This window comes from Prosthecobacter sp. (assembly GCF_044232965.1).
Lineage (GTDB): Bacteria > Verrucomicrobiota > Verrucomicrobiia > Verrucomicrobiales > Verrucomicrobiaceae > Prosthecobacter.
Genome location: NZ_JBIIKX010000013.1, coordinates 26,745 through 44,736, shown reverse-complemented (window position 1 = coordinate 44,736; position 17,992 = coordinate 26,745). Strand labels below are relative to the sequence as shown.

Annotated in this window: 14 protein-coding genes; 7 read left to right on the top strand and 7 right to left on the bottom strand. The window is 61.7% G+C overall.

The features are described from left to right. Positions 1 to 174: 174 nt before the first annotated feature. From pheT to rpmI, 4 genes are all read right to left on the bottom strand, one after another. A complete protein-coding gene (gene pheT, locus ACILSI_RS07935; protein WP_395721325.1) occupies positions 175 to 2,580 on the bottom strand; it encodes a phenylalanine--tRNA ligase subunit beta in 2,406 nt (801 codons plus the stop codon). 85 nt (positions 2,581 to 2,665) lie between these two features. Next, positions 2,666 to 3,691, bottom strand: coding sequence for a phenylalanine--tRNA ligase subunit alpha (gene pheS / locus ACILSI_RS07930; RefSeq protein WP_395721324.1), 1,026 nt, complete (start codon positions 3,689 to 3,691; stop codon positions 2,666 to 2,668). A gap of 90 nt (positions 3,692 to 3,781) precedes the next feature. After that, positions 3,782 to 4,171, bottom strand: coding sequence for a 50S ribosomal protein L20 (gene rplT / locus ACILSI_RS07925; RefSeq protein WP_395721323.1), 390 nt, complete (start codon positions 4,169 to 4,171; stop codon positions 3,782 to 3,784). 124 nt (positions 4,172 to 4,295) lie between these two features. Continuing rightward, entirely contained in the window at positions 4,296 to 4,511 is a 216-nt protein-coding gene (rpmI, locus tag ACILSI_RS07920; protein WP_395721322.1) for a 50S ribosomal protein L35, read from the bottom strand. Positions 4,512 to 4,699: 188 nt separating this feature from the next. Between rpmI and ACILSI_RS07915 the strand changes: the two genes are divergently transcribed. The 3 genes from ACILSI_RS07915 to ACILSI_RS07905 are packed head-to-tail and all read left to right on the top strand — an operon-like array spanning position 4,700 to position 8,116. Next, positions 4,700 to 6,361, top strand: a complete 1,662-nt coding sequence (locus ACILSI_RS07915) for an ATP-binding protein (protein WP_395721321.1) — start codon at positions 4,700 to 4,702, stop codon at positions 6,359 to 6,361. 42 nt (positions 6,362 to 6,403) lie between these two features. Continuing rightward, on the top strand, positions 6,404 to 7,507 hold the full coding sequence (locus ACILSI_RS07910; protein WP_395721320.1) for a 6-bladed beta-propeller: 1,104 nt from the start codon (positions 6,404 to 6,406) through the stop codon (positions 7,505 to 7,507). A gap of 30 nt (positions 7,508 to 7,537) precedes the next feature. Beyond that, positions 7,538 to 8,116, top strand: a complete 579-nt coding sequence (locus ACILSI_RS07905) for a SixA phosphatase family protein (protein ID WP_395721319.1) — start codon at positions 7,538 to 7,540, stop codon at positions 8,114 to 8,116. A gap of 32 nt (positions 8,117 to 8,148) precedes the next feature. Here the strand turns inward: ACILSI_RS07905 and ACILSI_RS07900 are convergent, their stop codons facing one another. Together ACILSI_RS07900 and ACILSI_RS07895 are read right to left on the bottom strand one after the other, a co-directional pair. Further along, positions 8,149 to 9,537 carry a sensor histidine kinase gene (locus ACILSI_RS07900; RefSeq protein ID WP_395721318.1) on the bottom strand — a complete coding sequence of 463 codons (1,389 nt, stop codon included), beginning with the start codon at positions 9,535 to 9,537 and terminating at the stop codon, positions 8,149 to 8,151. 4 nt (positions 9,538 to 9,541) lie between these two features. Next, complete coding sequence (locus ACILSI_RS07895; protein ID WP_395721317.1) at positions 9,542 to 10,219, bottom strand: response regulator transcription factor; 678 nt, start codon at positions 10,217 to 10,219, stop codon at positions 9,542 to 9,544. 110 nt (positions 10,220 to 10,329) lie between these two features. Between ACILSI_RS07895 and ACILSI_RS07890 the strand changes: the two genes are divergently transcribed. Then, entirely contained in the window at positions 10,330 to 13,221 is a 2,892-nt protein-coding gene (locus ACILSI_RS07890) for a putative Ig domain-containing protein (RefSeq protein ID WP_395721316.1), read from the top strand. A 9-nt stretch (positions 13,222 to 13,230) separates the two neighbouring features. Beyond that, on the top strand, positions 13,231 to 13,854 hold the full coding sequence (locus tag ACILSI_RS07885; RefSeq protein ID WP_395721315.1) for an RNA polymerase sigma factor: 624 nt from the start codon (positions 13,231 to 13,233) through the stop codon (positions 13,852 to 13,854). On the opposite strand, the gene ACILSI_RS07880 is transcribed toward ACILSI_RS07885, so the two are convergent. After that, on the bottom strand, positions 13,799 to 14,686 hold the full coding sequence (locus ACILSI_RS07880; RefSeq protein WP_395721314.1) for a helix-turn-helix domain-containing protein: 888 nt from the start codon (positions 14,684 to 14,686) through the stop codon (positions 13,799 to 13,801). The genes ACILSI_RS07885 and ACILSI_RS07880 overlap by 56 nt on opposite strands. 115 nt (positions 14,687 to 14,801) lie before the next feature. Here ACILSI_RS07880 and ACILSI_RS07875 point away from each other — a divergent pair, with 115 nt between their 5' ends. Both ACILSI_RS07875 and ftsH read left to right on the top strand, forming a co-directional pair. Beyond that, positions 14,802 to 15,659 carry a phosphoenolpyruvate hydrolase family protein gene (locus tag ACILSI_RS07875; protein ID WP_395721313.1) on the top strand — a complete coding sequence of 286 codons (858 nt, stop codon included), beginning with the start codon at positions 14,802 to 14,804 and terminating at the stop codon, positions 15,657 to 15,659. A gap of 161 nt (positions 15,660 to 15,820) precedes the next feature. Next, the gene (ftsH, locus tag ACILSI_RS07870) at positions 15,821 to 17,959 is read left to right on the top strand and encodes an ATP-dependent zinc metalloprotease FtsH (RefSeq protein ID WP_395721312.1); all 2,139 of its coding nucleotides are present in this window, start codon (positions 15,821 to 15,823) and stop codon (positions 17,957 to 17,959) included. The last annotated feature ends 33 nt before the right edge of the window (positions 17,960 to 17,992 follow it).

Below are 17,992 nucleotides of genomic sequence, written 5' to 3'. Positions count from 1 at the left end.
GCCTGGTCCCACGGGCTGATGATTCTTGAGCATGGGGCAAGGAAAAAAGAGCATTGAGGGCTTTTCCCTCTGCGTTCTCTGCTCCTTGGCCTCTCTGCGATGAATCGGTGGCGCTGACACGCTCGGACTTTGCCGCAGAGGAGCGGAGAGGCAGAGTGGCCGGGACTTGGAGAATTAACCCCTCACCTTGGCAGGCAACGTTTTCTCCAGCGCCGTGAGGATGGCGGTGTGGGCGGCATCGACTTCGGCAGTTTCGAGGGTTTTGTCAGAGGCGCGGTAGGTGAGGGTCCAGGCGATGGATTTGCGGTCGCTGGCGATCTTGGTGCCGGTGGGGTCGGTGAAGATGTCGAAGACTTCGGCACCGATGAAGAGCGGGTGCTTCTGGGCGGCGAAGAAGGCGGCGACTTTGGCGTGGGGGAGGTCGGCGGGGACTTCCATCGCGACATCGCGGGTCATGCCTGGGAAGCGTGGCAGTTCCTCGAACTTGGTGGGGCCGGTGCTGCCTTGGCGCAGGGCGCTGAGGAGGAGTTCGGCAACGTAAACGGGATGACGGGCGTCGATGTCGCGGGCGCGTGAGGGATGAAGCTGCGCGATCCAGCCGAGGACGCGATTACCAGCGCGGAGTTCGCTGGTGAGGAGGAAGTTGGCGGCGTTTTCCTTCGCAGGGCGCACTTCGATGGGCGTACGCGTGAGGTTTTGGATCTGGCCGACGAGTTCGTGGATGTCGGCGGCCTGCGGTTCGCGCGCGTGCCAGCTCGAAGGCGACACGGGGCCGCTGAGGAGGATGGAGAGGCGTTCTTCTTCGCGGCTGGAGCCGTTGGGGAGTTTGAGGAAGACGCGGCCGAGTTCGAAGAAGCGGAGGCGATGCAATCCCTGGCGGATGTTGAGCGCGGCGGTGGCGATGAGGCCGGGGACGATGCTAGGGCGCAGCGTGGTGTGGTCTTCGCTGAGCGGATTTTTGACGGCAACGGCCACGCTGGTGGCATCGGCAGCGCCGAGGCTGTCAGCGAGTTGCGCGGTGGCGATGAGACGCAGGGTTTGTGCTTCAAAGAAGCCACGGCTGGCCAGTGACTGACGCAGATTCATGCTGAAGTCATAAGTGCGGTCGGCGGCCTCGACGGGCGATGCGACGGCGACTTGGCGCGAGGGAACGCGATCGAGTCCGATGACGCGGGCGAGTTCTTCGATGAGATCGACTGGGCGCTGGAGATCGAGGCGATAGCTGGGGATGAGCCAGTGGCTTTCGTGCTTGTTGGCGGACTTTTTGGTGAGGCCGAGCTTTTCGAGGATGGCGTGGATTTCATCGCCCGTGATGTCGGGCGTGCCGAGGAGCTTGCGCGCGCGATTTTCATCGAGCGTGACTTCGCCGACGAGCGCGGGTGCTTCGCCAGCGACGAGAACGACATCTTCGGCGATGCCACCGGCGATGGAGAGGATCAGTTTGGTGGCGAACTCGGAACCGCCCTGCACCTGCTGCGGATCGATGCCGCGCTCGAAGCGGTAGCTGCTGTCGCTGCTGAGGCCGAGGCGGCGTGAGGTGCGGCGGATGCCGCTGGGGGCGAAGTAGGCGCTTTCGAGCAGCACATTGACGGTGGTGTCGGTGACGCCGGTTTCTTCACCGCCCATGACGCCGGCGATGGCGACGGGGCGATGGCTGTCGGCGATGACGAGGTCGTCGGTTTGCAGCGCGTAGGTTTGTCCATCGAGCGCGAGGAATTTTTCGCCCTCGGCAGCCAGGCGCACGACGATGCCGCCGTTGAGCTTGTCGAGATCGAAGCTGTGGAGCGACTGGCCCATCTCCATCATGACGTAGTTCGTGATGTCCACGATGTTGTTGATGGGACGCAGACCGATGCTTTCGAGACGACGGCGCAGCCACTCGGGGCTGGGGCCGACTTTGACGCCTTTGATGATGCGGGCGGTGTAAAGCGGGCAGGCTTCGGCGGCCTTGAGCACGACCTGGTCGTCAGCGGCCTTTTTGGCTTTCGTGGTGGTCTGCGAGTGGTGGCGTTCGCTCTTGAGTGGCAGGCCGGTGAGGGCGGCGAGTTCACGCGCGAGACCGAGATGGCTGAGGAGGTCGGGGCGGTTTGGCGTAATCTCGAGGTCGAAGAGCACGTCGGCGGGATTGAGCTGGTTGAAGGGCGTGCCGATGGGTGCATCGGCTGCCATGATGAGCAGGCCGCTGTGATCGTCACCAAGACCGAGTTCTTTGCCGCTGCACATCATGCCCATGGAATCGACGCCGCGCAGTTTGCCTTCCTTGATGGCAAATCCGCCGGGTAAAGTGGCTCCAGGGAGTGCGAGGGGTACTTTGTCGCCTGCTTTGAAGTTCTTCGCGCCGCAGACGATTTGACGTGTGCTGCCGCTGCCGTCATCGACTTGGCAAACACTGAGTTTGTCGGCATTTGGATGCTGCTCGAACGACTGAATCTGCGCCACGACGACTTTGTCGGTGGTGACACCGCGTTCTTCGATGCCTTCGACTTCGACGCCGGCGAAGGTGAGGAGATCGGAGAGCTGAGCGGTGGTGTAGGAACTCAGGTCGAGATGAGTGCTGAGCCAGGAGAGGGAAGTTTGCATGACGTGAAAAGATAAAAGAAATCGACAGGAGAATGGGGACAGAAGAATCAGGGACATTCTTTTGTCCCCATTCTTCTGTCGAAAATCATGCAGCGAATTGTTGAAGGAACCTCACATCGTTGTCGATGAGGTGACGGATGTCGGTGATGCCGTGCATAATCATGGCGAGGCGGTCGAGGCCGAGGCCGAAGGCGAAGCCGGTGGTGGTGTCGGGATCGAAGAGCGTGTCGCCACGCGCTTTGTTGATGGCGGTGAAAACGGCGGGGTCAACCATGCCGCAGCCGGCGATTTCGATCCAGCGGGCGTCTTTGCCCTTCGCTTCGAGTTTCACGTCGATCTCAAAACTCGGCTCGGTGAAGGGGAAGAAGTGCGGGCGGAAGCGCACGGCGGTGCTGGGGCCGAAAATCTCGCGGAAGAAGTATTCGAGCGTGCCTTTGAGATCGCCGAGGCTGACATCTTGATTGACGTAGAGGCCTTCGAGCTGGTTGAAGACGCTGAGGTGCGTGGCATCGATCTCATCGCGGCGATAGGCCGCGCCAGGAGCGATGATGCGGACGGGGAGCGACTTCGCGGCTTCCATGGTGCGAATCTGCACGCTTGATGTGTGTGTGCGCAGCAGGCGGCCATCAGGAAGATAGAAAGTGTCCTTCTCATTGCGCGCAGGATGATCGGCAGGCGTGTTCAGCGCGTCGAAGCAGTGCCATTCGGTTTCGATTTCCGGTCCCTCCGCCAATGCGAAGCCCATGCGGCGCAGCGTGCGGATGGCGAGATCACGAATCTGCGTGAGCGGGTGCAGGGCACCAATACCAGCGCCCGGACGGCCTGGCAGCGTGATGTCGATGCCTTCAACGGCTTTGGCGTCTTTGGCGGCCTGAAGCGCGAGTTTCTTCGACTCGATGCCTTCGGTAACAGCGGTGCGCACGTCATTGAGCTTGGCCCCGACCTCTTTCTTTTGATCGGCAGGCACGTCCTTCATTCCCTGGCTCAGGGCGGTGACGCTGCCTTTCTTGCCGAGGAAATTCACGCGCACGGCTTCGAGCGCGGATTCATCCTGCGCGGCAGCGATGGCGGCGAGGGCTTCGGTTTTGAGGGAGTCGAGTTGGGAGAGCATGACGATAAAAAGATGATGGGTCGGAAAAAGAAAACAGCCGGGACGTGTTGCGTCCCGGCTGCGGTGAAAGGTTTGAATGAACCTGCGGCGTTACGCGGCTGCTTTGGGAGCTTCGGCGGCTTTCTTTTCGAGAGCAGCTTTGGCCTGTCCGACGAGCGCCTCAATGGCGGCGATGTCTTTAACGGCAAGGTCGGCGAGGACTTTGCGGTCGAGATCAATACCGGCAAACTTGAGGCCTTCCATAAATCGGGAGTAGCTCAGGCCGAGGGGACGTGTGGCGGCGTTGATGCGCTGCACCCACAGATTGCGGAAGTTGCGCTTCTTGGTCTTGCGGTCGCGGGTTGCGTAGGTTTCGGCTTTGCGTACGGCGTCCTTCGCATAACGGAAATGCGTGGAACGGAAGCCGCGGAAACCTTTGGCTTTTGCCAGCACGCGCTTGCGGCGCTTCCGGCTGGCGGGGGAGTTGGTGGCTCTTGGCATGGGTCGTTGTCTATGATCAGGCTGTTGTTTGGGTAGCGATGGTCTGCCTCACCTGTTCGAAGATCCCACAGAGCGGGATCAGGCAAATTCATCGTGGTCCTGATTTCAGGACCGTGTGGTCGTCTTAGCGATGGGAGAACGGCATGTTCGCCTTGATAGCTTTGACATCCACTTCCGCCACGAGGGCGACTTTACCGAGGTTGCGCTTACGCTTGCGGCTCTTGTTCTGCAGAATATGGCGCTTGCCTTGTTTACGGCGCAGCACCTTACCCGTGGCAGTTATTTTGAACCGCTTGGAATAAGCTTTCCTCGTCTTGGCGATACCGGCATTTTTGGACATAGGGGCGCGGATGCTAAATGAGAAGACCGTTTCGGCAAGGTGTTTTTCACAGTCTGTGGCAGAGAGACAACAGCCACTCCAAACAACCACTCTCAAAAATGGGAGTCAGAAAAACTCAAAATATCAAAAATTAAAGTTGTCTTAATTATTCGAGATTGCTAAAAGAACCGCCATCACGCGGAACATCCATGACTTCCTCTCCCTCCACCTCTTCCGCCACTCCAGCCGCGCTTGCGGACCTGGAACAGGGGATGGAGCAGCTCAAAATCGCCAACTATTACCTGCGTGTGGCACTGGACCAGGTGGCCGATGGCGTGGTGATCGTGGAAAGCGAGGCCAGTGACCCCAAATGCGGCCCCAAGGTACTCTTCAGCAACGCCGCCGCCGCCATGCTGGCCGGGGCCGACCCCGAGGCCGGACTGCGTGGCCTCGGCTTGAATGATCTCGTCGCTGGCGACCGCGATGCCACAACGCTGCTGAAAAGTCTGCGTCTGGCCATGGAAAACGGGGGCTGCCACGAGTGCGAATGCCAGTTGCAAAGCCTGCGCACCCAGGTGCCTGCGCTGTGCAAGTGGCGCGTGAGAGCTGTCTTCAACAGCATGCGCAAGCTGCTGAACTTCACGATTCTCATCAGCCCCGCCCAAGCGTCCGCTGGCAGCGCCAAAACGGACACGAAGCCTGCGGCGGATGATCTGGACGCGCAGTCGGAGCTGCTCCGCAAAGAAAACCTCGCCGCGCTGGCCCAAGGCATCGCGCATGACGTGAACAACCTCCTCGGCCCCGTCACGGTGCGCTTGTCCGCCTTGATCCAGCAGGTGCAGGAGCACCCAGGACTGGCCCAGGAGCTGCAACTCGTGTTTGCCGGCCTGAAACGCGCCAAGCAGTTCACCTCCCAGGTCGTCACGGCCTCAAAGGCGAAACCCCGCAAGCACGAGCCGACCGACATCGCCGCCCTGATGCGCGACACCGTCGAATTCGCCGGAGCAGGCTCCAATGTGCATGTCTGCGTGCGCAACGATGACCAACTGCGCCTGGCGCTCGCCGATCCAGTGAAACTCAGCCAGGTGCTGCAAAACCTCGTCATGAACGGCATCCAGGCCATGCCGCACGGCGGCTACATGGATGTGGAGGCGCACAATCACCTCGTGGGAGCCATGGGAGATGGCACGCTCAGGCCCGGCCCGCATGTGCGCCTCGTCGTGCGTGACCGCGGCTGCGGCATCGCCAAGGAAAATCTCGACCGCCTGTTCCGCGAATCCTTCACCACCAAGCCCGACGGCAACGGCATCGGCCTCACCACCTGCAAACGATTCATCGACGAGATGGGCGGCAGCATCCGCGTGACCTCCACGCCGAATGTCGGCACCGAATTCAGCGTGACCCTGCCCGCCGCCGAAGGCTCCGGCACCACGCAGCCGCTTATTCCTGCCGACGCCGCGCCTGTGCCGCTCAAGCATGGCAAAGGCACGGTGCTCATCGTCGATGACGAGGACGATCTGCGCAAAGTCGCGCACATGATCCTCACCCGCTGCGGTTATGAGGTCGTGCAGTGTGACAACGGCCAGGACGCCGTGAAAATTTACCAGAGCCTGTTCCGCACCGGCACGCCGCCCGATGTCGTGCTGATGGATCTCACGCTGCGCGGAGGCATGAACGGCACCGAGACCGCCGCTGAAATCCTTCACCTCGATCCCGAGGCCCGCATCGTCTGCACCAGCGGCAGCGTCACACAGGAGGTGCAGATGATTTTCCTGGAGCGCGGCTTCGTCGGCGTGCTGCCGAAGCCTTACGAGGCCGGTGAGCTCACGCAGACCGTGCATCGCGTCGCCACCATGATGAAACGGAATTGAGCGTGCGCGGAGTCGTGCTTGTGTCGATAGTTTCCGCCTCACATGAAAACACGCCGCCACTTCCTCTCCGGCCTCGTCACCGCCGCCGCCGCCACGTTCACCGAGACACTGCGAGCCGCGCCTGATCCGAAGAAAGACATCGTCATCGGCCACGGCGCGCATCGCTACAAGGTGAACAAGGACTGGGTGCCCGCCGGCCAGGGCCGCCATCATCCCATTCTGAACTGCCACGAGATGGTCCAGGTCAAAGACGGCCGCCTCTTCATGATTGGTGATCATTGGGACAACCAGATGCTCGTCTTCAAGCCTGACGGCACCATCCTTGACTCCTGGGGCGGAGTGTGGCCCGGCGGGCACGGTTTGACGCTCTCCAATGAAAACGGCGAGGAGTTCCTCTTCGTCACCGACAGCGGTTTGTGGAAGAGCGGCAGCGCGGGCTATCGCCAGACCGGCCGCATCACCAAGACCGACCTCGGTGGCAAAGAAATCTTCTCCATCAGCCATCCCATGAGCGTCGGCGCGTATGAGCCCGAAATGATTTTTAATCCCACCGAAACCGCCATCGCTCCGAACGGCGACATCTATGTCGTCGATGGCTACGGCTCGCAGTTTGTGCTGCGCTACGATGCGCGCGGCAAGTTCATCCAGCGCTTCGGCGGCAACAAGGACGTCCCCGCCGAGGAGCGCCTCAACAACGCCCACGGCATCGCCATCGACACACGCCAGGGCGCCGACAAGGCCACCGTCATCGTCACCTCGCGCGTCGATAACTGCTTCCGCCGTTTCACGCTCGACGGCAAATACATCGAAACCCTCGCCGTGCCCGGCGCGATGGTTTGCCGCCCAGTCATCGCCGGTCAGGAGCTTTACGCCGGCGTCTGCTGGTCCAAGACACCCGAGATCAACAAGCTCCCGCAGAACCCCAGCGGCTTCACCGTCATCCTTGATGCCGCAGGCAAAGTCATCAGCGCCCCCGGCGGCACCGCGCCCGAATATGAAGAGGGCAAGCTCAAGCCGCTCATGCAGGCCGAACGAGTTTTCGATCATGGGCACGATGTCTGCGTGCTGGAAAACGGCGATCTCATCGTCTGCCAGTGGAACGCCTTCCAAACCTACCCCATCAAGCTCGAAAAAGTCGCCGCCTGAATTTGCCCTCTGCCCTAAGCTCTCCCTCACATGAAGTACTTAACGATCGTGCGTCACGCCAAGTCCAGTTGGGGCCAGCCCGGACTCGCGGATCATGATCGCCCGCTCAATGAGCGCGGCAAAAAAGCCGCGCCGGCCGTCGCCGCGTTTTTGCACCGCACCTACTTCGGCGGCAGCGGTTCATCGGCCCTGCTCCCCCTGCCGGACAAGCTCGTCACCAGCACCGCCCTGCGCGCCCTCACCACCGCGCAGATCATGCGCGAGACCTTCGCCCTGCCAGTGGACAGCCTGCTGCTCCAGTCCCGGCTCTACCTCGCCGAGTCCGACCGCATCCTTGAGGTCATGCGCAATTTCGAGGAAAGCTGGAACCACGTCATGATCTTCGGGCACAACCCCGGCATGCATGACTTCGCCGAGCACATCCTCGCCCGCGCCCACATCCCGAAGATGCCCACCTGCACCGCCGTCATCATGGCCTTCCCGCACGAGTTCTGGGGGCTTGCCGACTGGAACGAGGCCCAGCTCATCGGCTACATCACCCCCAAGTCCCTCGAACGCCGCTTCCCGGAGCTGTATGCCGGCATTTCGCGCGAGGACGGGGATGATTGAGCACCCTGCTCCTTGGTGAATTGAGATAAAGCTCACACCCCGTTCGCCGCGCTGAGCGGATCGCCGGCGGGGAGGTCGATCCAGAACTCCGCGCCGGCTTCGTCGCGATTCTGGCAGCCGGTTTGACCACCATGAGCGGTGGCGATGGCGCGCACAAGGCTGAGGCCGAGGCCCATGCCAGGTGTGTTCGCGCTGGCGGCGCTGCCGCGGGTGAAGCGCTTCCAGATGCAGGTCAAATCGGCCGGGCTGAGGCCGGGGCCGGTGTCGCGCACGAGAATGCGGGTTTGATCGTCATTCACGGACAGCGCGAGCGTGACGCTGCCGCCACGCGGCGTGTAAGCGAAAGCGTTGTCTAGCAGGTTGGCGACGGCTTGATTGATGCGCTGGCGGTCAAGCAGCACCCAACGTGATTCGGGGACATCAAGGCTGAGCATCAGGCCACGTTCCTCGGCGGCGGCTTTGTAGAGGTCGTGCAAATGGGTGAGCAGCTCGCGCAGGTCGATGGTTTCGAGATGGAGCTTGAGCGCCTTGTGCTCTCCCGCCCGCGTGGTGAGAATGGTCTGCACGAGATCGGCGGCGCGGTCGATCTCCTCCATGCCACGCGCTGAAGCATCGCGTGCGGCGGCGTTTTCAGTGTGATCGTGGTAACTTTCGAGGTTGCCACGGATACGCGCCAGCGGTGTGCGCAGCTCATGCGCGAGGTTGTCATTGGCGCTTTGCAGCTCGGCGGTCAGCGCGTCGATGCGGTCCAGGCCGGCATTGAAGGCGGTGGCAAAGGCCTTCAGCTCCGGCACGGCATTGGGGGCCAGGAGCCGCGCGTCCGTGCTGCCTTCGGCAAGCTTGCGGGTGCTTTTCATCATGTCCTGCACCGGCCGCAACACATGCCGGACAAACCACCAAAGCGGCAACAGCATGAAGAGTGTGGAGACCAGGCCCGCGAGCCAGAGATCATCGCGAATGTGCTCCACATAGGCCCGGTCCTCCGCGTCAGTGCGTCCGAACCAGAGGATGTTGCCATCATTGAGCACCTGGCAGCCCGCGAGGAGCTGCTGCTCGCGCCGGTCATGTTCGACGGTGATGAGCAGCGTTTGCGAAGCCTGCAAGTTCGCAGCGGCGTTGTCTGGCCAGCGATAACCAGCAACAGCGACCGGTATTTGCTCAAACAGCACGCGCCCGTCGGAACTGGTGATGCGCACGGCTTGATCGTTCTCATGACCGCCTGCGGCGAAGACATCCTTGATCTCCTTCAAGCCATTGCGGTTGTAAAGCACGGCGTATTCTCCCAAATCGTCGAGGACGACAGCGCGGGCGATGCTGCTGAGATTTTGTTTCATCGCCCAGCCTGCCACGGTCATGCACAGGGTCATGCTGCAGGCCATGAGCAGGGTCAGCATCAGACCCAGCCGCCAGGTGGACGGCATGCGTTCAGGGAACAGCTTTGAGAACATAACCTTTGCCTCGGACAGTTTGCAGTTGGGATGGCATGCCTGGGGCGTCGATCTTCCGGCGCAGGCGGCAGATCATCGCATCCACGACATTCGTGCCCGGATCAAACTGAATGTCCCACACCTTTTCGAGCAGGAACTTCTTCGTCAGGATGCGCCCTTCGTTCGCCAGCATCACCTCCAGCAGCATCCACTCGCGCGGTTGCAGCTCCACCGTTTCATCGCTGCTGCGCAGGCGGCGTTTGACGGGGTCCAGCGTCCATTTGCCGAGCGTGCGGGCGGAAGTCGCGGGTGTGATGCCGCTGCGGCGTTGCAGCGCCTCCAGGCGCGCCATCAACTCCTCCACGGCAAAAGGCTTCGTCACATAGTCATCCCCACCGGCCTTCAAACCACGCACGCGGTCCGTCACATTGTCGCGAGCGGTCAAAAACAGCACCGGCAGGCCAAACCCACGCGCTCGCATCTGCTCCACCACGGTGAATCCATCCATGTCCGGCAGGCCCACGTCGAGAATCACGGCGTCAAAAGCCTCCGTGCCCAGCGAGATGAGCGCCGCGCCGCCTTTTTCCCGCCAAGTGCATGAATGCCCGGCCTCGCCCAGCCAAAGGCTGGTCTGGCGGGCGAGTTCGGTGTCATCTTCGACGAGGAGCAGGTGCATGGCGCGTTTCAGCAGAACTCTGCATGCCTTTTTACGTCAGGCATGAAATTCCCGCATTCATTACCAAACGATAACGTGTCAGAGATTCGAGCATGTGGCGGAATGCGCCAATGAACGCATCCAGCCTTCTCAAGCGCCTCTCTCTCAGCCTTTTCGCACTGGCAGTCCTCGTTCTGTCGCCAAGCGTCCAGGCCAGCATCGCCTACGGCAGCATCAACAACTTCGACACCGTCAACGACACCGGGAGCGTCTGCCACGGCTTTGAGATCGAGATCGAGGACTGCCGCAGCAATGACATCACCTACACCTACAACTACAACCATTACGGTGCGCCGAGGATCGAGCAGGATGACAGCATCGTCGGCCATCCGAAGTGCCGCATTCGCTGGGAGAGCAAAAAGAACGCGGACGGCTCCTGGGCGGCCTACACCGCGATCCCCAGCGCCCCAATCGCTCCGACCAACGGTCACATGTTCACGAATCCAAGCGTGAACTTCGGCGGCGAGCATTTTGGCGTCGGGTATCGCGTGGCGGCGTCGGTGGTGAAGTACAACTGGCTGATCGACAATGGTGCGGGCGTTTTGGTGCATGGCGGCGCGGTGCAGGTTTCCACGCCGGTGTTCACCTATTACCCGCCTGTCGTTGGCAATCCGGCTCCTGCGCAGGTGCAGGCCGTCATCGCCCCGCCGCCGCCGCCCGTGCCTCCGGTGAAGCAATTCGGCAAAGCCGTGTGGGTGAAGGAGATCAAGACGACCACGCACAACAACAAGGAGGTCAAGCTGCGCGATCTCGTCTCTGACGACCCCGTTGACCCCAACGATAAAAACTGGGCCAACGGCGAGCCAGATGAGGTCGAGGTGGAGTGGCGCATCTTGCAGAAGCGCAATATTCCTGGCGGCGGCGCCAATGACGAGCTTGCTGCCGCGCCCGAAGATCTGCCCAATGGTGACGAGGTGGTGACCCGCCGCTACGAGTTCTACAAATACACCGGCCCGCTTGATGAGGAGAGCGGCGAGGCGATGGCAGATGCCGTCGATGCGGATGGTCTTCATGGCTCTGGCATGAGGACTTACAATCATCACATGGTCGGTGGCGAGTGGGTCACGGTTACTGAGGACATGGCGACGAAGGTGGTCATTGGAGACTTCACTGGCTCACAAATGGCCGCAGTGGATGTCGATGCACCTGTAGGCCTCATCGACCACGTTGGTGAAGGCAGGATCAACACGGCCTTCGCGGCACGCACGGTCGTCATCGAAGGCGTGAATCCTTTCACCGCCCTTCAGGAAGGCGCGCTGCCACCTGGCATGACGTTCGATGAGATCACCGGCGTGCTTTCAGGCACACCGACGGCCAGCGGGGAGTTTCAGTTCAAGATCACGGCCAGCGACGGCGTCAATCCCGATGTCTCGAAGAACTACACACTCGTCATCGCCGCCGCCGGTGCCGCGCTGCCGCCTGCGAGCTTGCTGGACACCGTTGTCTCTCCCGTCGGCGCAGGCACAACGACCGGCGACGGCTCCTACGACGTCGGTGCGAACGCGACGATGACAGCCTCGGCCGTTCCCGGCTTCTCCTTCCTCAACTGGACGGATAACGGCAAAATAGTCAGCACCAACACCAGCCACACGCTGGCAATGGATGTGAACCACTCCCTCGTGGCCAATTTCGTGCCAGATGTTGTGCAGTGGTCGGTCACGACGAGTGCCGCGCCCGCCGCGGCCGGCACAACGACGGGGGCTGGCATGGTGGATGACGGAACGAGTGTGACTGTCGTGGCGACCGCCAACGCAGGCTACACCTTCACCCACTGGACCGAAGGCGGCCTGGTGGTGAGCAGCACCGCGAGCTTCACCTTCATGGCAACCGCAGATCGAAATCTGGTGGCCAACTTTGCCCCCATGCGCACCATCAGTGTGAGCACGGGGCCTGGCGGCACGGCCACGGGTGGCGGCACCGTGGCGAATGACAGCAGTGTCACGGTGACAGCGACGCCAAACGCAGGCTACACCTTTATGAACTGGACTGAGGGCGGCGTTCCCGTCTGCGACCTCCCCAGCCACACCTTCAGCGCGACCGCAAACCGCACGCTGGTGGCGCATTTCCAACCTTTGGGCGGCGGCCCGGAGGGTTCGTTCGTGATCAGCGCCTCCACCCAGCCTCTCATCGGCGGCAGTGTCACCGGCACGGGCAATTTCGCACCTGGAGCCAGCGTGACGCTGCACGCTTTCAACAACGCCGGTTACGCGTTCACCCAATGGACCGAAAGTGGTATCGCGGTCAGCGCGCTGAAAGACTACACCTTCACGGTGAACTCAAGCCGCACCCTCACCGCTGTCTTTGTGCCCGCCTTGAGCATCGGCGTCTCCGCCTCGCCACCGCAAGGCGGCTTCGTGGAGGCGGACGCGCCCAGTTATGAGGTGGGTGACGGCGCGGATGTGCAGGCGAGCGCCAATCCCGGCTACACCTTCGTCAACTGGACGGAAAATGGCAACGTGGTCAGCGCCGACGCGAAGTATATCTTCACCATCAACACCAGCCGGACGCTCGTCGCGAACTTCTACTCCTCCGGCAGTGCGACCATTGATGTCAGCGCCTCCCCCCCTGCGGGAGGTGACGTCAGCGGTGGTGGCAGCTTTGCCATCGGCGCGCCTGTCACCGCCCTGGCCAAGCAGGCTGAAGGCTACAAATTCAGCCACTGGAGCGAAGGCGGCGTCCGTGTGAACACCGACCTCGATTATCAGTTCGATGCCGCGGTGGACCGCGTGCTGGTGGCCAATTTCGTCGTACTGCCTGCCGCCGGCATGAAGGAGACCGAAGACCCCAACGAGGTGGAATTTGAATGGCCCGAGGCCAGCGATGGCTGGATCGTGCAAGAAAGCTCCGACATGGTGAACTGGGTCAACAGCACCCGGCCTGTGAATGTGGGCGGCGGCAAGAAGAAGTCCCGCGTCAACCGCGTCGCCAACCCCAAGCTGTTCTTCCGGCTGGTCAAACCCTGATCGCCCCTCATGAAAGCCACGCTGGATGATTCCTCCTTTGGACCGCCGGACGAAAACGCCGGGCTGTTCGTGCGTGCCCTCACCTCTGACTCCGAAGCCGCCGCCAAACTCTATGCCCGCTGCATGCCCGAGCTACGACACTGGCTCCAGGCCCGCCTGCCCGGCTGCGATGCCGAAGATCTGTCCCATGAGGCGCTGCTGACCGCGCTGAGACGCGGGTCACGTTTCCACCAGGGCGCGCGCCTCATGCCCTGGCTCAGGACCATCGCCTGGCATCTGGCACAGAAACGATTGCGGGGTGACTCACGACGAAAACGCCGCGAGCGCGAGTATGTGGAGCACGAGCTTCGTGTGACCGGCGCCACGCCCGAACTATCGCCGAAACGTCTGGCCGCCTTGAACGCCTGCCTTGCCAGTCTGCCCAAACAACAACGTCAGCTCCTGCATCTCCGCTACATCGAAGGCCGTAGCAGCAGTGACATCGCCGCCCAGTCCGGCCGTTCACGGGTGGCGGTTGCCGTGAGCCTTCACCGCATCTGCAAGGATTTGAAAACGGGCATCCTGAGCAAAGCACGACTCACCCACCCATCCGGCTGCGATGCTCACTCGGCCGCCAGCCGATCCACCTTTTGAAGGTGTTGCTGAAGACGAAGGGATTCATGTAGCCGACTTCGTGGGAGATGGTCTCGATCTTCAGATTGGTGGTGGAGAGCAGTTCGGCGGCCTTGCGCATGCGCAGCCAGGTGACGTGGTGCATGGGCGTGCGGCCGAGCGCTTTGCGGCAAAGACGGCGCAGGTGCTCGGCGCTGACGTGGGCCTGCCGGGCGAGTTCATCCAGCGTCCAGTCATGACCGACGTTGGCGGAGACTTTTTCCCAGATGCGGTGCAGTCGGTCATCGACCTGCCAGGGCTGAGCAAAACGCTCGATATAGTGCTGGATCAGTTCGACCCAGTGAAACATGGCGGCGGGTTTGGCCTCGTGACCGGCTTCATGAATAAGGCCTTCGATGGCATTCCACAACGCGGTGCCGGCAAAGGGCGCCATGAGCGGCGAACTGCTGCTGAGGATGGGCGTCTGTTCCGGTTGCTGCTCGTAGCGCACCCAGCAGCAGCGCCAAATCTTGCCGGGCACGGCTTGAAAGGCGTTCACCATGAACGGTGGCAACGCCACGGCCATGCCCGCGCTGCATTTCTTCCACGCACCATCGACGAGCACGCGCCCCTCGCCTTCCAGGCAGGCGAGGAAGTACAAGCCGCCCTGATGCATGCGCACGATGCGGTAGGGAGCACGCGCCGTCATGACACCCGCATGAGCGATTCGATGCGTGCCCAAAGTGCCGCACACCGGCGCACCACGCAGCCAGGCACGTGTATCACGCTCCGAGGCCCGCACCACGCGGAACTCCGTGCCCGGCCCGTGCGTGTGGGTTTCGGATAGCTCTTGGATGGCAGCTTTGGCGTGCATTGAAGAAGGTTTGCGGTTGTTTGCCGTTGTTGGCGGTGGTTTGCAATGGTTTACCAAACAACTGCAAACGCGCGAAGCGCCAACCATCGTAATCAACCGCAAACTCATCACCGCCATGCCCAATCCCTGGACCGGAATCGGAAATCCCTACACGAAGCAAGAAGTCGTTGACCGCCTGAAGGCGACGCTGGCGAAAGGCGAGCCGATCATCGCCGCAGGCGCGGGCACGGGCATCAGCGCGAAGTTCATCGAGAAGGGCGGCGCGGATTTGATCATCATTTATAACAGCGGCCGCTTCCGCATGATGGGCCACGGCAGCACCTGCGGTCTGATGGCTTATGGAGATGCCAATGCCATCGCCATGGAGATCGGCGAGTATGAAGTGCTGCCGGTGGTCAAGGAGATCCCGGTTATCTGCGGCGTGCATGCCACCGACCCCCGCCGCCGCATGTGGCACTGGCTGGGCAAGGTCAAGGAGATGGGCTTCAGCGGTGTGAACAACTTCCCCACCCACACCATCGTGGACGGTCACTTCCGCGGCGTGCTGGAGGAGACCGGCATGAGCGTGGAGAAGGAATTTGAAATGGTCGGTCTGGCCACCCGAATGGACCTGTTCAGCATCGTCTATGTGGCGACGCCGGAAGAAGCGATCAAAATGGCCAAAAACGGCGCGGACGCGATCATCGCGCATGTCGGCACGACTGTCGGCGGCAGCATCGGCGTGACCAATGCCGTGGTGAGCTGGGATCACACGGTCAAAGTCACGCAGGACATCATCGACGCCGCGAAGAGCGTGAACCCGAACGTGTTCACGCTCACCCACGGCGGCCCCATCAACACGCCGAAGGATGCGGAATACATCCTCAGCAAGACCACGGCGGACGGTTTCGTCGGCGCGAGCAGCCTGGAACGGATGGGTGTGGAAGACTCGCTGACCAGCCTCACGCGGGAGTTTAAGGCGATCAGGCACTGAAACCGAGGTCAAGGCAGCGCAGTCAAGAGGTCAAGGGTCGTCACTTGACCACTTCTTGACCCCTTGACTGAGGCGTGAAGCGCCCAGAATCCCATTTTGCAAAAAAATTACCGGCATGTAAGCTCGCACTCGCGTTACTAAGAGGTAACACATCCCCCTTCATGTCCGACGACCCCTTCAACAACCGCCCCGACGGCCCCAGCCGTCGCAATCAAGATCCGCAGTTCAACTGGCGCGGTTTCATGCTCTTCGCCCTCGCGATCACCCTGCTGATCTCGGGCTTCATGATGAACAAGGGGCTGGTGGCAAACCGGAAGGTCTTTGATTATGGCGAATTTAAGAAGAGCGTCGAAAACGGCCAGATCGACAAGTCCAAGAAGCTCCTGCTGGTCAATTCGGACACCACCTCCGAGCAGATCATCAAGGGCTTTTACTTTCCATCAGGCTCAGGAGCCGCGCCGCTGACCGGCGGAAGCGAAACGTCGGCGCCGGATTTGAGCAAGCCGCTGCCCATCGAGCCCGCACCGGACAGCACCGGCAAGCCCGCCGTCATCAACGCGGCCAAAAATGACTCGAAGGAGTTCAGCGTGGCCGTGAACATCGAGTTCCAGAAAGAGGAACTTCGTGCGCTGTTCGACAAGCACGGCCTCGTGCTCATCCCGGTCTATGACAACGACATGTGGTCCTCGCTGATCGGCTTCCTGCTGCCGCTGCTGATCATCCTCGCCTTCTTCTACTTCCTCGTGCGCCAGCAGCTCCGCAGCGCCGGCCGTGGGGCGATGAGCTTCGGCAAGAGCAAGGCCAAGATGCTGGCCCAGGACCGCAACAAGGTCACCTTCAAGGATGTGGCCGGTGTGGAAGAAGCTAAGGAGGAAGTGCAGGAGATCGTCGAGTTCCTCAAAGACCCGAAGAAGTTCCAGCGCCTCGGCGGCAAGATCCCCAAGGGCGTGCTCATGACCGGCCCTCCCGGCACTGGCAAGACCCTGCTGGCCAAAGCCATCGCCGGTGAGGCCGATGTGCCATTCTTCAGCATCAGCGGCTCCGATTTCGTCGAAATGTTCGTCGGTGTCGGTGCCAGCCGTGTGCGCGACATGTTCGAGCAGGGCAAGAAGAACGCCCCCTGCCTCATCTTCATCGACGAAATCGACGCCGTGGGCCGTCATCGCGGCCATGGCATGGGTGGTGGTCATGATGAGCGTGAACAGACGCTCAACGCGCTGCTCGTCGAGATGGACGGCTTCGACACGCAAGAAGGCATCATCATTATCGCCGCCACGAACCGTCCCGACGTGCTCGATCCTGCATTGCTGCGCCCCGGCCGCTTCGACCGTCAGGTCACCGTCAATCTGCCCGACGTGAAAGGCCGCGAGGAAATCCTCCGCGTTCACGCCAAGAAGGTGAAGCTGGCCGACAGCGCCGACCTTTCCAAGATCGCACGCGGCACGCCCGGATTCTCCGGCGCGGAGCTGGCGAACCTGCTCAACGAGGCCGCGCTGCTCGCCGCCCGCAAGAACATGAAGTCCATCACCAATCCCGAGCTGGAAGAAGCCCGTGACAAGGTGCGCTGGGGCCGCGAGCGCCGCAGCATGGCCCTCAGTGAGAAGGAAAAAGAAAACACCGCTTACCATGAGGCCGGTCACGCCATCCTCATTGAGCTGCTGGAGCACACCTCCCCTCTGCACAAAGTCACCATCATTCCGCGCGGCCCCTCCCTCGGCTCCACCATGTGGCTCCCAGAAGAAGACAAGCACAACAACCGCAAGAGCGAGCTGTTGGACGACCTCGTCGTCGCCATGGGCGGTCGTGTGGCCGAGGAAATCCAGTTTGGCGACGTCACCAACGGCGCCAGCGGCGACATCCGCATGGCCTCGCGCATCGCACGCAGCATGGTCTGCTCCTGGGGCATGAGCACGAAGCTGGGCATGATCGAGTACGGCGAGAACGAAAGCACCGCCTTCATGGGCCGTGGCAGCAGCAACTACAGCCCGGACACCGCCCAGAAAATCGACGAGGAAGTGAAACGCCTCATTGATGAGTCCTACGCCCAAGCCAAGGACATCCTCCTCAAGCACAAGGACAAGCTCGACGCCATCGCCCAGGCTCTGCTCGAATACGAGACTCTAGACGGCTCCCACATCAAAGAGATCATGGAGCACGGTCGCCTCATCAACCCGCCCGAAAACAAGAGCAAGCCCCCGCCCCCGCCCCCGCTGCCTAAAGCCAACGACCCACGCCCTGTACAACGTGAGGATGAGGACGAAGGCGGCCTCGCTCCCGGTTTGACCGGCGTGCCGGCGTAACTAGAACCACTCAGTTTGAATCAAAGCCGGAGT